The organism is Promicromonospora sp. NPDC090134, assembly GCF_044746965.1.
Lineage (GTDB): Bacteria > Actinomycetota > Actinomycetes > Actinomycetales > Cellulomonadaceae > Promicromonospora.
The window spans coordinates 22,135-35,410 of the sequence record NZ_JBIVCZ010000009.1 but is presented as its reverse complement, the minus strand read 5'-3'; the positions used below and the strand labels follow the sequence as shown (position 1 = coordinate 35,410).

Sequence of the window (13,276 nt, the reverse complement as noted above, 5' to 3'; positions counted from 1 at the left end):
TGGACCCGCACAGTCACCCGCTCGGGGCCGGTTTCACAGGCTGGAGTAGGCCACCACCCCGCGCAGGACGGCGTCCTGCGCCTTGCGTGCCGTGGCGCGCAGCTTGTCCGACGGCGCCGCGCCGCCGAGCTGGTCCAGCACGTCCACGACCTGCTTGCACCACCGCACGAAGTCGCCCGCGGCCAGGTCGGATCCCCGCAGCACGCTGTCCAGGCCCTTGCCCGACGCCCAGCGGTACATCGCGCCGACCAGGCCGAGGTCGAGCGGCCCGGTCGCGTCGATGCCGTGCGCCTCCTCCAGGTCGTCCACCTCGGACCACACCCGCTGGGTGTCGTCCAGGACGCCCGCGAGCCGGCCGGTCGGCCCGCCCGGGATGTACGGGTCGGGGGCGTCGTCGCGTCGCCCCTGGTAGACGACCGTGGACACGACGGCGGCCAGGCCCGCGGCGTCGAGACCGTCCCACACCCCGCGGCGCAGGCACTCGGCCAGCAGCAGGTCGTTCTCCGCGTACAGGCGCCGCAGCCACCGGCCGTCGTCGGTCACACGGATCCGCTGCTCGGAGGTGCGCTGCAGGTACCCGAGGGTGAGCAGCACGTCGAGCGTGCGGTCGAAGGTGCGGGCGATCGACCCGGTACGGCCCTCGACGCGGCGCACGAGCTGGTCGTGCTCCCGCTTGAGCTTGTTCCAGCGCTCGGCCCAGCGGGCGTGGTCGTCCCGCTCGGGGCAGGCGTGGCACGGGTGGGCCTTCAGCGCCTTGCGCAGCCGGGCGAGCTCGGCGTCGGTCGCGGCGTCCGACCGGCGGCCGACCACGGGCCGGCCGCCGCGCGCGGCCCGGCTCGCCGCGCTGCGCGACGGCGAGGTCGTGGAGTGCGCCGACGGCACGTCGTCCGCCAGCACGCCCAGCGCGTTGCGCATGGTCGAGACCAGGTCGCGGCGCGCGTCGGGCTTGCGCGGGTTGAACGCCTTGGGGATCTTCACCGTGGTGACGGTCTCCAGGCCGTCGGGCGCGTCGGCCAGGGTCAGCTTCTTGACCTGCCGCTCCTGGGTCAGGACCGTGGGCCGCGGCCCGTCGAACCCGCCCGGCTCCCCCGGGTCGAGCACGAGCACGTACCCGCGCCGCCGCCCGGACGGCACCTCGACGACGTCGCCGCGCCGCAGGTTCTCCAGGGACGCGACGATCTCCGCCCGCCGCGCGCCCGAGGCCGCCCGGGACAGCTCGCGCTCGCGGTCCTTGATGGCGCGCCGCAGGTCCATGTACTCGCCGAAGTCGCCTTCGGTGCAGGACATGGCCTTGGCGTACCCGTCCAGGGCCTCCGCGTGCGCCTGGGCCTGCTTGGCCAGGCCGACGACGCCGCGGTCAGCCTGGAACTGCGCGAACGAGGTCTCCAGGACCTCGCGGGCGCGGTCGCGACCTACCTGGGCGACGAGGTTGACGGCCATGTTGTAGGTGGGCCGGAAGCTCGACTTGAGCGGGTACAGGCGCTTGGACGCGAGGCCGGCGAGGGCCACGGGGTCCAGGGCCGGGTGGTCGACGACGACGGCGTGGCCCTCGACGTCGATGCCGCGGCGCCCGGCGCGGCCGGTGAGCTGCGTGAACTCGCCGGGCGTGACGGGGACGTGGCTGGAGCCGTCCCACTTGACGAGCTTGTCCAGCACGACGGACCGCGCGGGCATGTTGATGCCGAGCGCGAGGGTCTCGGTGGCGAACACGACCTTGACCAGGCCGCGCTCGAACAGGTCCTCGACGGTCTCCTTGAACACGGGCAGCATGCCGGCGTGGTGGGCGGCGATGCCGCGCGCCAGGGCCTGGGACCAGGCCCAGTACCCGAGCACGTCGAGGTCCTCGGGCGGGATGGCGGCAGTGCGCTCCTCCACGACCGAGCGGATCGTGGCCTCCTCTTGCGGGGTGGTCAGCCGCAGCCCGGCCTTGAGGCACTGGTCGACGGCGGCCTCGCAGCCCGCGCGGGAGAACACGAAGTAGATCGCGGGCAGCAGGGCGTCGGCGTTCAGGGCGTCGATGACGATGAACCGCGGCGGGGTGCGCCGCCCGGGTCCGACGGCGCCGCCGGGGCGGTCGTCGGCGCGCCGCCCGTTGCCGCCGCGGTACCCGCGGTCGCCCCGTCCGCGCCCGCGTCCGCGCCCGCCTGGTCCACCAGCATGGTCGCCGGGGCGGTTGCCGCCGCGCCCGGACCGGAACGCGGCGGACAGGTCGGGGTTGATGGGCGGGCTGGTGCCGGGGTCGGTCGGGTCGACGTGCCCGGCGTACAGGTCCAGGAGGCGCGGCTTGCCGCGCGGCTCGGGCGAGGACATGAGCACGTGCTGCCACAGGGGCACGGGCCGCCGCTCGGAGACGACGACGGCGGTGTCGCCGCGCACCATCTCCAGCCAGTCGCCGAACTCCTCGGCGTTGGACACGGTGGCGCTCAGGGAGACGAGCTGCACGTCGTCGGAGAGGTGGATGATGACCTCTTCCCAGACGGGGCCGCGGAAGCGGTCGGCCAGGTAGTGCACCTCGTCCATGACGACGTACGCCAGCCCGTCCAGGGTCGAGGACCCGGCGTAGAGCATGTTGCGCAGCACCTCGGTGGTCATGACCACCACGGGCGCCTCGCCGTTGATCGTGGAGTCGCCGGTCAGCAGGCCCACGTTCTCGGGGCCGTGCCGGCGCACCAGGTCGGCGTACTTCTGGTTGGACAGGGCCTTGATCGGCGTCGTGTAGAACGCCTTGCGTCCGGAGGCCAGCGCCAGGTGCACGGCGAACTCGCCCACGACGGTCTTCCCGGCCCCGGTGGGCGCCGCGACGAGCACGCCCCGGCCCTGTTCGAGGGCCTCGCAGGCGGCGACCTGGAAGTCGTCGAGCTCGAACCCGATGACGTCCCGGAAGAGGGTCAGCTCCGGGTGCTCGGCCGCCGAACGGCTCTGGGACCGGAAGGCCGAGTAGCGCTCGGCGGGGCTCAGGTCGTTCATGGTGCACAGCCTACGGTCCCTGTGTGACACACCGGTATGACACCGGCGTGCGACACGGGGACCGCAGGCTGTCGGACCGCTCGTCGGACTGCTCAGACCTCGGCGTCGGCGAACCGCTTCTCGACGCGCCGGTCGTGCAGGATCGACACGCCGACGGCGGCGAAGTAGAGCACGCAGATCGGCAGCGCCACCAGGACCATCGTCAGCGCGTCAGGCGTCGGCGTGATGATCGCCGCGAACGTGAACGCCACGAGGATGGCCCACCGCCAGCCGCCCAGCAGCGCCTTGCCGGACAGCAGGCCGGCGAAGTTCAGCCCGACCAGCAGCACCGGCGACAGGAACGCGAGCCCGAACGCGATCAGGAGCCGCATCACCAGCGACAGGTACTCCTGGGCGTTGGTGAACGCGGTCGCGTCGTCGGGCAGGAACCCCGACAGGATCTGGATCGCGTGCGGGAACACGAGCCATGCCATGTACGCCCCGCCGAGGAACAGCGGGAACGCCGCGCCGACGAACCCGTACGCGTACTTCTTCTCGTTACGGTTCAGACCCGGCGTGATGAACGCCCACACCTGGTACAGCCACCACGGGCAGGTCAGGAACACGGCCAGGAACAACGACGACTTGATCTTCAGGTCCAGCGCCGCCATCGGCCCGGCGAAGTTCAGGGTCATCTCGTTGCCCCGCATCTCCTCCGCCACGACGAGCGGACGCTGGAGCAGGACCAGCAGCGGGTCGTAGACCAACCACCCGACGATGGCACCCACCACCAGGCCGACGGCGATCAGGACAAACCTCTTGCGGAGCTCGAGCAGGTGCTCGAGCAGCGGCATCCGACCGTCGGACGCCCGTCTCGTACGTGCCACCGATCAGGCCTTGGGGATGTCGCGGTCCTTGTGGTCGATCAGGCCGGGGGTCGACCCCGTGCCTGAACCGGTACCCGGTCCGTTGGTGCTCGTGTTGGTGCTCGTGTTGGTGGTCGCGGCGCCCGGCGCGTTGTCGGCAGCGTTGCCGTCGGCGTCCGACCTGTCGTCGCGCATGTCCTTGATCTCCTTCTTGAAGATCTTCATCGACTGGCCCACGCTCTTGGCCAGACCCGGCAGGCGGGTGGACCCGAAGAGCAGCAGGACGACGACGAGCAGGACGATCCAGTGCCACGGCTGCATGGCGCCCATGGTGACTCCTTACGGTGCGGTGCTGATTGTGGTGCGGATATGCCCGATCCTACGCGAACCGAGGGGGCACAACGGTAGCCGGGTGATGGACGTGAAATGGCGATCGCCGTCCCAGGCGCGGCACGCCCGTACCGACGGTTCTACTCGTTGAAGTGCTTCCACTTCTGCCAGGTCGCGACGTTCCGTGTCCGCCGGGCGTCCCTGCGTCCCGCGCGCGCCACCCGCTGCGCGTGGACGCGCTGGTAGTGGATCGTCACGTCGTCGAACAGGCTCGGCCCGGCGTGCTGCGTGCTCGCCGCCTCACGCGCCCGGTCGGACGCCTCCTGCAGCCGGTCGGCCGACTCGCCGAAACGCTGCGAGGCCCGGCCCAGCTCCTCCAGGAGCCCCTTGGCCGCACGCCACAGCGAACGGGCCAGAAAGAACGCTCCGACGAGGGTGCCCACGATCAAGAGGGTCCATACCCAGAACCACATGGTCGCCCAGCCTAGTGCTGATCGGCCGATGTGGCTGCGTCGCGCGCGCCGTCATCCACGCCGTCATCCACGCCGTCACCCACACCAGCACCGTCCCCGTACAGGGCCAGCGCGGCCGTGGCCGCACCCGCGACATCCGCGGCCAGGGCCTGCGGGGAGACCGAGCGCACCAGCGGCGCGAGCCGGATCAGCGTGCTGCGCAGCCACCCCGGGTTCGTGACCCGCAGCGTGACCTCGAAGTCACCGTCCGGCAGGTTGCGCACCGACTCGACCGGCACCTCCTCCGCGAACCACCGGGCCCGCGGCGCGAACCGGATCGTCGCCAGCGGCGAGGAACCACCCGCGAACAGCGCGCCGAAATCTATCTCCGGCTCCTGCCCGGGATGCGCCTGCACCGGCACGTCCGTCTCCGTGGCCTCCAGGATGCGGTCCACCCGGAACGTGCGCGGCGCCTGCGCCCGATAGCACCAGGCCGCGAGGTAGGCGAACTCGTCCTGCGTGTGCAGCCGCACCGGGTCCACGTCCCGCTCGCTGACCACGTCCGACGACGTCACGTACCGGATCCGCAGCCGGTGCCGGTTCGCCAGCGCCGACGAGATCGCCGCCACGACCTGCTTGTCACCGCCCGGCGCGAGCCGCACGTCGACGGCGCTCGCGGCCTCGCCGGTGGCGTCGGTGAGCTTGCGCAGCGCAGACTCGACGACGGCGGACCGCGCGGGGTCGGCCTGGACGGCGCCGGTCGCCTTCATGGCCCGCAGGGCCGCGACCAGGGCGACGGCCTCCCGGGTGCCGAGGCGCAGGGGCCGGGTCATGCCGCGCGCCTCGGTCAGGTGCACGACGCCGCGGTCGATGGACGCGGCGTCGAAGTCGATGAGGTCGTCGGGCCAGTACCCGGGGGTGCCGGAGACCCACAGGGCGTCGACGTCCTTCTGGATCTGGGCGGGGGTGGTGCCGAACCGGCCGGCGAGGTCGGCCACGGACACGGGCCCGGCGCCGTCGAGGTAGGCGACGATGCCCAGCAGGCGCAGGAGCCTGTCGTCGGCGCGCTCAGCCACGGGACACCTCCGCCCGGACACCGTGGAAGGTACTGCTGCCGGGGGACGAACCGCTCGGGGACGAACCGCCGGTGGACGAAGCGCCGGGGGACGAAGCGACCGCCGCGGCGGCGGTGAGCCGGCGCACGGTCTCCTCCCGCACGGACTCGGGTTCCAGGACGACGAGCGCGGCGCCGTACCCGGCGGCCTCGGACGCCATGCCGGTCAGGGACCGGTAGGGCACCTGCAGGATGTCCCACCCGGCGGGTTCACCGCCGCCATCCACCGTTGCGGGTGTCCGGGCCAGGCGCGCGTCGTAGGCGGAGCGTTCGCCGTCCGGCACGGCCTTGGCGCGGGCGCGCAGCGCGCTCGCGCGCTCCGGGCGGACGGCGACGACGGCCTGCCGCATCTCGCCGTGCGGCCCGCCGCCCAGCATCGCATCGGTGTCGAAGTCGGGCACCTCGTAGGCGTTCGCGGGGCCGATGACGCGCACGCGCGACTCGATGCGCGACATGCGGAACACGCGGGGCGCCTGCCGGTCGCGGTCGAAGCACATGAGGTACCAGCCGCCGTCGCGCGCGGCGATGCGCCACGGCTCGACGTGCCGGGTCAGCACGGCCCCGTTGTACGCGGCGCGGTAGCTGAACGTCACCACGCGGCGGGCCTCGATCGCCTCCATGAGCGGCCCGTAGGCGTCGCCGACGGCGCGCACGGACGGCGCGAGCCCGGCCAGGGCGTCGGCCGACGGGTCCCCCGCCCCGGCGGCGCGCAGCTTGACCATGGCGCGCGTGATGTCGGTCTGCAGTGTCTTGTCCTGCCAGAACTGGGCTGCCAGGGACAGCACGCCGAGCTCGGCCGGCGTCAGGTCGATCGACGGCAGCGCGTAGGCGTCCTGGTCGATCCGGTACCCGAGCTCGTCGGTGTGCCCGCCGGTCCCGACCGTCACCACGGGGATGCCCAGGGCCCGCAGCATGTCCTTGTCCCGCTCGAACATCCGCTCGAACGCCTCGTCGCTGGGCGCGTCCGAGTAGCCGGCCACGGCGGTGCGCACCTGCTGCTTGGTCATCGCCGCGTTCGTGTTCACGAGCGCGATGACGAGATTCAGGAGCCGTTCGGCCGGATTGAGCGCCGTGCCGGCGGGCTGGTTGGCGGGCTGGTTCGACGGCTGGTTGGCCGGCTGGTTCGACGGCTGGTTCGACAAAGGGGCCGACGGCGCGCCGGATGACGCACCGGGTGGCACCGTGGGAGATGAGGTGGGGGGCAGGTCGCTGGACATCAGGACAACGGTATCGGGCGGTAACCTCCACCGTGTGATGACGTGGCGGATCGGGACCGTGATTTCCACAGGCAAGTCGTGGCGAGGAGCCCTCGAGCTCCAGGTGACGCTCGACCGGCCCCTGCCCGGTAGGGCAGTCGATGGCGTTTCCGAGGGTGCGTCCGGACAGCTGACGGTCCGCGCCCTGGCGTACACCGACCTCGTCGGCGAGCCGGCGCCCGGCGACGCGCTGCTGCTGAACGTGTCCGCGCTGGCCCGCGGCCTCGGCACCGGCGGGTACGCCCTCGTCGTCGGCCCCGCCGCGCCCGGCACCGCCCTGCCGCCCGACCCCGCCGTCGGGCCCGGCCACCTCGTCAAGGCCCGGTACACGCCCCTGCAGACCATGGTGCTCGGCGTCGACGAGCAGGAGTCGCCCCACCACACCACCCTGGCCGATGCCGACAGTCTCGACGGCATGCCCGTCGTCGTCGCCGACCTGCACTCCGCCCTGCCCGCCGTCGTCGCCGGGCTGCGTCACGCGGCCGCCGCGGCCGGACGCGCACCCGGCGACCTCAGGGTCGCCTACGTCATGACCGACGGCGGCGCCCTGCCCGCCGCGTTCTCCCGCACCGTCGCCGCCCTGCGGGAGACCGACTGGCTGACCACCTGCGTCACCGTCGGCCAGGCCTACGGCGGCGACCTCGAGGCCGTCACCGTGCACACCGGCCTCCTGGCCGCCCGGCACGTCGCCGGGTGCGACGTCGCCGTCGTCACCCAGGGACCCGGCAACCTCGGCACCGGCACACGCTGGGGCTACTCCGGCGTCGCCGCCGGCGAGGCCGTCAACGCCACCGCCACCCTCGGTGGCCGCCCCGTCGCCTCCCTGCGCGTCTCCGGAGCCGACCCGCGCGACCGCCACCTCGGCGTCTCCCACCACTCCCTGACCGCCTACGGGCGCGTCGCCCTCGCCCCCGCCGACGTCCCCGTCCCCGTCCCCACCGCCGACGTCGAGAACCTGCCCGCCTGGGGCGCCCCCCTGACCGGCCGCGTCCACGACCAGGCCCGCACCCTCGCCGACACCACACCGCACACCCTCGTCGACGTCCCCGCCGACACCACCCTCCTCGACACCCTGCGCACCTCCCCCGCCGGACTGCGCACCATGGGCCGCGGCCTCGACGCCGACCCCGCCTCCTTCGTCGCGGCCGCCGTCGCCGGCGTCCACGCCCACCGGCTCACCACCGGATGACCCTCAGGAACCAGCACGGGAAGCAGCACCGGATGCCACAGCCGACACCACGCACAGCGCCCCGATCTCGCCTCGCCCTGATCTGCGTGCTCGTCACCGTCGTCGTGCTCGGCGCCGCCACCGCCACCCCCTGGACCCTCGGCACACCCCGCCTGCCCACCGTCGAGATCTCCCAGGCCCCGCAGTCCCAGCCCGCACCCTCCGGCACCCCCGAAGCACCACCAGCCCAACAACCCGACCCCGTCGACGCCCGCTGGATCATCGCGACCATCGTGACCCTCGTCGCACTCCTGGTCGCCGCCCTGCTCACGCTCGCCGCCCGCCGGCTCCTCGCCATCCGCCGAGAACCCATCGACACCGACCCCGACAACCTCGCCGCCGGCACCACCACCGCCACCCTCGGCGAAGACATCGACCTCCCCGAGCTGCAGGACGCCGTCACCCGCGCCCTGCGACACCTCGAAGGACACGCCCGCCCCCGCGACGCCGTCGTCGCCGCCTGGGTAGCCCTCGAAGAAGCAGCAGCCCGCGCCGGCACCCGCCGCGACCCCGCCCAGACCCCCACCGAGTTCACCAGCACCGTCCTGGCCGCCACCCCCGCCCCACCCGACGCCGTCACCCGACTGCGCACCCTCTACCAGCGCGCCCGCTTCACCGACCGCCCCATCGACACCACCACCGTCGCCCAGGCCCGCACGGCGCTCGCGGACATCGCCCGCACGCTCGACATCGAGCGGTCCGACATCGAGCGGTCCGACGTCGGACAGCCCTACGCCGGAAAGCCCGACGTCGAAGAGCCCGGCCCCGGAGAGGAGCCCGGACCCCGATGAACCGGAACTGGAACTGGCAGCGCCTCACCGCGATCACGGTCACCGCCGCCGTCGTCGCCGCCGGGCTCGCCTTCTGGCAGGTCATCGACCCCTGGCACGCCGCCGCGGCCGTGGCCGTCACCCTCGCCCTGGCCGCCCTGTGGTCCAGGACCGAGGACAAGGCCGCCGACCCCGAGTGGCCCCACGTCGTCACCGAGGCCCGCGCCGGCGGACGGCACGACGTCTCCGACCTGAGCTGGTCCACCTTCACCCGTGACGGACGCGTCACCGAACGCGTCGTCCGCCGCGTCCGGGCGCTCGCTGCCGACCGGGTCCGCGCCCACGGCGTCGATCCCGCCGACCCCGCAGCGGTGCCCGACGTCGAGCGGCTGCTTGGCGCACAGGTGGTGCGGCAGCTCTCGTCCCGCCAGGCGCCGACCGCCCGGACCCTGCAGTCCTGGCTCGACGCGATCGAACGCCTGGGGGCGGCTCCCGCAGGACGCTCGGCCGCCACCCCCATCGCGCCTACCCCCATCGCGCCTACCCCCACTGTGCCCGCCCCCACCGTGCCCACCCACGAGGAGAACCGTGCCTGACCTGAACGAAGCCCCCGACACGGGTCCGGCCGCCGGTCCCGGCACCGCGAGCCCCCTGCCCGTCGCCGACGTCGCCGCGCTCGGGGAACGGGTCCTCGCCGAGGTCGGCACGGCCGTCGTCGGCATGCGGGACGCGCTCCAGATCGCGCTGGCGACCATCCTCGCGGGCGGGCACGTGCTGTTCGAGGACGTGCCCGGGCTCGGCAAGACCCTCGCGGCCCGGTCGCTGGCCGCCGCGCTGGGCCTCGACTTCGCCCGCCTGCAGTGCACCCCGGACCTCCTGCCGGCCGACATCACGGGCTCGTCCGTGTTCGACCCGGCCACCCGCACGTTCGAGTTCCGGCCCGGCCCGGTGTTCACCGGCCTGTTCCTCGCCGACGAGATCAACCGCACGGCCCCGAAGACCCAGTCCGCGCTGCTGGAGGCGATGGCGGAGCGCCAGGTCTCCATCGAGGGCACCAGCCGCCCGCTGCCCCGCCCGTTCCACGTGCTGGCGACCTCCAACCCGGTCGAGTACGAGGGCACCTACCCGCTGCCCGAGGCGCAGCTCGACCGGTTCATGGTGCGGCTCGCCGTGGGCTACCCCGACGCCGACCAGGAGGCCGAGGTCCTGACCCGCCGGCTCGCCCGCCGGCAGGAGGCCGCACCGGTGCGGCAGGTCGTCGAGCCCGCGACGGTGCTCGCCATGCAGGCCGGCACCGAGGCGGTCGCCGTGGACACCGACGTGGTGCGCTACTGCGTCGACCTGGCCGCCTCGACCCGCGGGCACACCGCCCTGGAGGTCGGCGCCTCACCCCGCGGGTCGCAGAACCTCGTGCTCCTGGCCCGCGCGGTCGCCGTCCTGGACGGGCGCGACTACGTGCTGCCCGAGGACGTCAAGCGGGTCGCGGTGCCCGTGCTCGCGCACCGCATCACGCTCACCCCGACCGCCTGGGCCTCCGCGACCCGCCCCGAGACCGTCGTCTCCGACCTCCTGCGGGCCGTGCCGACCCCCACCACGGTCCGGTCGCGATGACGGTCGGCGGCGTCACCGGCCCCGAGGGGCCTTCCTCCCGGGGCTGGCAGCTCACGTCCGCGTACACCGCCGCCGTCGTGGCCGGCGTCGTCCTGCTCGCCCTGGGCGTGCTCGGCGGGCGAGCCGACCTCGCCCTGATCGGCGTGCCCGGCCTGCTCGCCGCTGCCTGGGCCCGGTCGGGACGCCCGGGCCTCGCCGGGGACACGGCTGAGGCCACGGCTGAGGACGCAGAGCCGCGCGGCACCCTCCAGGAGCCCGAGGGCTCGGCCGCCGCCGGTGAGCTCACCGCCACGCTCCGCGTCGACCCCGGCGCCGCCGACGTCGTCCACCTACGCATCGGCGCCGCCGGGCACCGCACCACCGAGGTGACCCTGCGCACGGCGCCGCACCCGACCCCGCACCCGACCCCGCCGTCGCACCCGGCACCCGCCCGCGACGTCCCGCTGCGCCTGTCGTCCGTCCGCACCGGGCCGCAGGACACCTTCGCCATCGACCTGCGCGGCTCGCTCCGCGCCACCTGGGAGCAGGAACCCGTCCAGGTCGGCAGCACCCGCCGCCTCGTCCTGCCCGCCGCCGCGCCTCTCGGCAGGTTGCCCCTCCCGCAGCGCCTGCGCGGCCTCACCGGCCCCCACTCCTCACGCCGCCTCGGCGACGGCGCCGAGCTGCGCGACATCCACCCCTTCACCCCGGGCGACCGCCTGCGCCGCATCGACTGGCGCACCACCGCCCGCCGCTCCCCGGACCTCGACACCCTCTACGTACGCCGCACCTACGCCACCGCTGAGGCCACCGCCGTGCTCGTCGTCGACTCCCGCGACGATGTCGGCCCCGACCTGCACACCTGGCGCGGCTACGGCACCCTCCGCGTCGACGAACCCACCTCCCTCGACCTCGCCCGGCACGCCGCCGCCTCCATCGCGCGCGCCCTCGTCGAGGGCGGCGACCGCGTCGGCCTCGAGGACCTCGCCCGCCGCCGCCGGCCCCTGCCGCCCGCCGCCGGCCGCCGGCACCTGCGCCGCGTCGTGCACGGCCTCGCCCTCGCCCACCCCAAGGACCGCGCCTCCGTCCACCGGGTCCGCCCGCCCCAGGTCCCCGCCGACGCGATCGTCTACCTCTTCACCACCGTGCTCGACGACGAACCCCTGCACCTCGTGCGCACCTGGCGTACCAAGGGCCACCCCGTCGTCGTCATCGACACCCTGCCCGACGTCCACCCCGTCACCGAGAACCACCTCCGCATCGCCTGGCGCATCGCCCGCCTCGAACGCGAGGACCGGCTCGCCGCCCTCACCGGGGAGGGCGTACCCGTCGTCCGCTGGGCCGGCTCCGAACGAGACCAGGCCACCATCAGGTTCGAGACGCTCGCCCGCGCCGCCGAACGACACGTCCCCGGACGGACGGGCACCCCATGAACCCCACCCGAGCCGCCGACTGGTCCCACCTCCTGCAGCTCACCCGCCTGCGCCTGACCAGCGACCCCACCGCGCGTCCCCTGCCCGAGATCACCATCGAGACCGGCCCCACCCTGCGCGGCTGGACCCTGCGCCTCGCCCTGCTCCTGCTCGTCCCCGCGCTGTTCCTCACCGCAGCCTCCCGCACCCCCGACCTGTCACCCGCGATCGTCTGGACCCTGGCCGCCCTCTTCACGATCCTCCTGACGACACGCCCCACCCCCGCGACCGCGGCCGGCGCGCTCGTCCTGGCCGCCCTCCTCTTCTGGGGCCTGTCCCCCGGCGGCGACGCCGGCCGGGCGTTCGACCCGTGGTCCCTCCTCGTCGCGCTCCAGGGCTACCTCGTCGCCCGCCTCACCTGGTGGGCCGCACACGTCCCGCTCCGTGGCCGCGCCGAGATCGCCGCCCTGCTCACCGGCTGGCGACGCGACCTCGCCGTCCTGGGCGGCACCACCCTCCTCGCGGCGCTCGCGATGCTCGTCTCCGGGGCCACCCTGCCGGGCGCCGTCCTCCTCGCCGCCCTCGGCGTGGCCGGGATCGCGTTCCTCGCGCTGGCGACTCACCGCTGACCGCGTGACGATGGACGCGTCCCACCGCCGGCCGGAACAGGAGGACCACCGATGTCCCCGAAGCTGCCCCGCTACACCGTCCCGTCCCTCACCCCCGAGCAGGGGGCCGAGGTCGCCGAGATCCTCCAGCAGCGGCTGCACGCGCTGAACGACCTGCACCTGACCCTCAAGCACGTGCACTGGAACGTGGTGGGTCCGCACTTCATCGGCGTCCACGAGATGCTCGACCCGCAGGTCGACGCCGTCCGCGTCATGGTCGACCAGATCGCCGAACGCATCGCCACCCTCGGCGTCGTACCCGTGGGCACCCCCGGCGCGCTCGTCGCCTCCCGCACCTGGGACGACTACGCCCTGGGCCGAGCGCCCGCCATCCAGCACCTCGCGGCCCTCGACGACGTGTACGCCGGCGTCATCACCGCGCACCGCAACGCCGCGGACGCCACGGCCAAGCTCGACGACGTCACCAACGACCTGCTCATCGGGCACCTGCACGACCTCGAGCAGTTCCACTGGTTCGTCCGCGCCCACCTCGAGTCGACGTCGGGTGCGCTGACGGAGTCCTGACGGAAGCACTTCCGCGCCGACGTCTCAGACGCCCAGGTCACCGGAGTGACCTGGGCGTCTGACACGTGAGCACCGTGCGTGTCAGCACCGTGCACGTGAGCACCGCGCGTGTCAGCAGA

At 73.9% G+C, this 13,276-nt stretch carries 13 protein-coding genes; 7 read left to right on the top strand and 6 right to left on the bottom strand.

Annotation, left to right across the window (positions count from 1 at the left end):
* Positions 1-33: 33 nt before the first annotated feature.
* The 6 genes from ACIPN7_RS22130 to ACIPN7_RS22105 all read right to left on the bottom strand — a co-directional run bounded on the left by ACIPN7_RS22130 (position 34) and on the right by ACIPN7_RS22105 (position 6,925).
* Positions 34-2,967 carry a DEAD/DEAH box helicase gene (locus ACIPN7_RS22130; protein WP_400547337.1) on the bottom strand — a complete coding sequence of 978 codons (2,934 nt, stop codon included), beginning with the start codon at positions 2,965-2,967 and terminating at the stop codon, positions 34-36.
* Between the two features lie 92 nt (positions 2,968-3,059).
* Complete coding sequence (gene tatC, locus ACIPN7_RS22125; RefSeq protein ID WP_400548054.1) at positions 3,060-3,800, bottom strand: twin-arginine translocase subunit TatC; 741 nt, start codon at positions 3,798-3,800, stop codon at positions 3,060-3,062.
* Positions 3,801-3,836: 36 nt separating this feature from the next.
* Positions 3,837-4,142, bottom strand: a complete 306-nt coding sequence (gene tatA / locus ACIPN7_RS22120; RefSeq protein WP_400547334.1) for a Sec-independent protein translocase subunit TatA — start codon at positions 4,140-4,142, stop codon at positions 3,837-3,839.
* A gap of 140 nt (positions 4,143-4,282) precedes the next feature.
* A complete protein-coding gene (locus tag ACIPN7_RS22115) occupies positions 4,283-4,615 on the bottom strand; it encodes a hypothetical protein (RefSeq protein ID WP_400547332.1) in 333 nt (110 codons plus the stop codon).
* A gap of 11 nt (positions 4,616-4,626) precedes the next feature.
* On the bottom strand, positions 4,627-5,670 hold the full coding sequence (locus tag ACIPN7_RS22110; protein WP_400547329.1) for a helix-turn-helix transcriptional regulator: 1,044 nt from the start codon (positions 5,668-5,670) through the stop codon (positions 4,627-4,629).
* On the bottom strand, positions 5,663-6,925 hold the full coding sequence (locus ACIPN7_RS22105) for a WYL domain-containing protein (protein WP_400547326.1): 1,263 nt from the start codon (positions 6,923-6,925) through the stop codon (positions 5,663-5,665). Before ACIPN7_RS22105 ends, ACIPN7_RS22110 begins: the two co-directional genes overlap by 8 nt.
* A gap of 34 nt (positions 6,926-6,959) precedes the next feature.
* On the opposite strand from ACIPN7_RS22105, the gene ACIPN7_RS22100 reads away from it, so the two are divergent.
* From ACIPN7_RS22100 to ACIPN7_RS22070, 7 genes are read left to right on the top strand one after another with little or no spacing between them, the layout of a single operon-like run.
* Positions 6,960-8,153: a DUF3866 family protein gene (locus ACIPN7_RS22100; protein ID WP_400547323.1), complete on the top strand. Its 1,194-nt coding sequence runs from the start codon at positions 6,960-6,962 to the stop codon at positions 8,151-8,153.
* Positions 8,154-8,185: 32 nt separating this feature from the next.
* A complete protein-coding gene (locus ACIPN7_RS22095) occupies positions 8,186-8,983 on the top strand; it encodes a DUF4129 domain-containing protein (protein WP_400547320.1) in 798 nt (265 codons plus the stop codon).
* On the top strand, positions 8,980-9,558 hold the full coding sequence (locus ACIPN7_RS22090) for a hypothetical protein (protein ID WP_400547317.1): 579 nt from the start codon (positions 8,980-8,982) through the stop codon (positions 9,556-9,558). The genes ACIPN7_RS22095 and ACIPN7_RS22090 overlap by 4 nt, the downstream gene beginning before the upstream one ends.
* Entirely contained in the window at positions 9,551-10,573 is a 1,023-nt protein-coding gene (locus ACIPN7_RS22085; protein ID WP_400547315.1) for an AAA family ATPase, read from the top strand. Before ACIPN7_RS22090 ends, ACIPN7_RS22085 begins: the two co-directional genes overlap by 8 nt.
* Complete coding sequence (locus ACIPN7_RS22080) at positions 10,570-11,985, top strand: DUF58 domain-containing protein (protein WP_400547312.1); 1,416 nt, start codon at positions 10,570-10,572, stop codon at positions 11,983-11,985. The genes ACIPN7_RS22085 and ACIPN7_RS22080 overlap by 4 nt, the downstream gene beginning before the upstream one ends.
* Positions 11,982-12,593: a hypothetical protein gene (locus ACIPN7_RS22075; protein WP_400547309.1), complete on the top strand. Its 612-nt coding sequence runs from the start codon at positions 11,982-11,984 to the stop codon at positions 12,591-12,593. Before ACIPN7_RS22080 ends, ACIPN7_RS22075 begins: the two co-directional genes overlap by 4 nt.
* A gap of 51 nt (positions 12,594-12,644) precedes the next feature.
* Entirely contained in the window at positions 12,645-13,157 is a 513-nt protein-coding gene (locus ACIPN7_RS22070; protein ID WP_400547306.1) for a Dps family protein, read from the top strand.
* Positions 13,158-13,276: the final 119 nt, after the last annotated feature.

Bases quoted from the DNA above. Each gene is read 5' to 3' on its own strand.
- ACIPN7_RS22115 (WP_400547332.1), bottom strand. From the start codon at position 4,615: ATGTGGTTCTGGGTATGGACCCTCTTGATCGTGGGCACCCTCGTCGGA.
- tatA (WP_400547334.1), bottom strand. From the start codon at position 4,142: ATGGGCGCCATGCAGCCGTGGCACTGGATCGTCCTGCTCGTCGTCGTC.
- ACIPN7_RS22075 (WP_400547309.1), top strand. From the start codon at position 11,982: ATGAACCCCACCCGAGCCGCCGACTGGTCCCACCTCCTGCAGCTCACC.
- ACIPN7_RS22080 (WP_400547312.1), top strand. From the start codon at position 10,570: ATGACGGTCGGCGGCGTCACCGGCCCCGAGGGGCCTTCCTCCCGGGGC.
- ACIPN7_RS22090 (WP_400547317.1), top strand. From the start codon at position 8,980: ATGAACCGGAACTGGAACTGGCAGCGCCTCACCGCGATCACGGTCACC.
- ACIPN7_RS22070 (WP_400547306.1), top strand. From the start codon at position 12,645: ATGTCCCCGAAGCTGCCCCGCTACACCGTCCCGTCCCTCACCCCCGAG.
- ACIPN7_RS22095 (WP_400547320.1), top strand. From the start codon at position 8,186: ATGCCACAGCCGACACCACGCACAGCGCCCCGATCTCGCCTCGCCCTG.
- tatC (WP_400548054.1), bottom strand. From the start codon at position 3,800: ATGCCGCTGCTCGAGCACCTGCTCGAGCTCCGCAAGAGGTTTGTCCTG.
- ACIPN7_RS22130 (WP_400547337.1), bottom strand. From the start codon at position 2,967: ATGAACGACCTGAGCCCCGCCGAGCGCTACTCGGCCTTCCGGTCCCAG.
- ACIPN7_RS22105 (WP_400547326.1), bottom strand. From the start codon at position 6,925: ATGTCCAGCGACCTGCCCCCCACCTCATCTCCCACGGTGCCACCCGGT.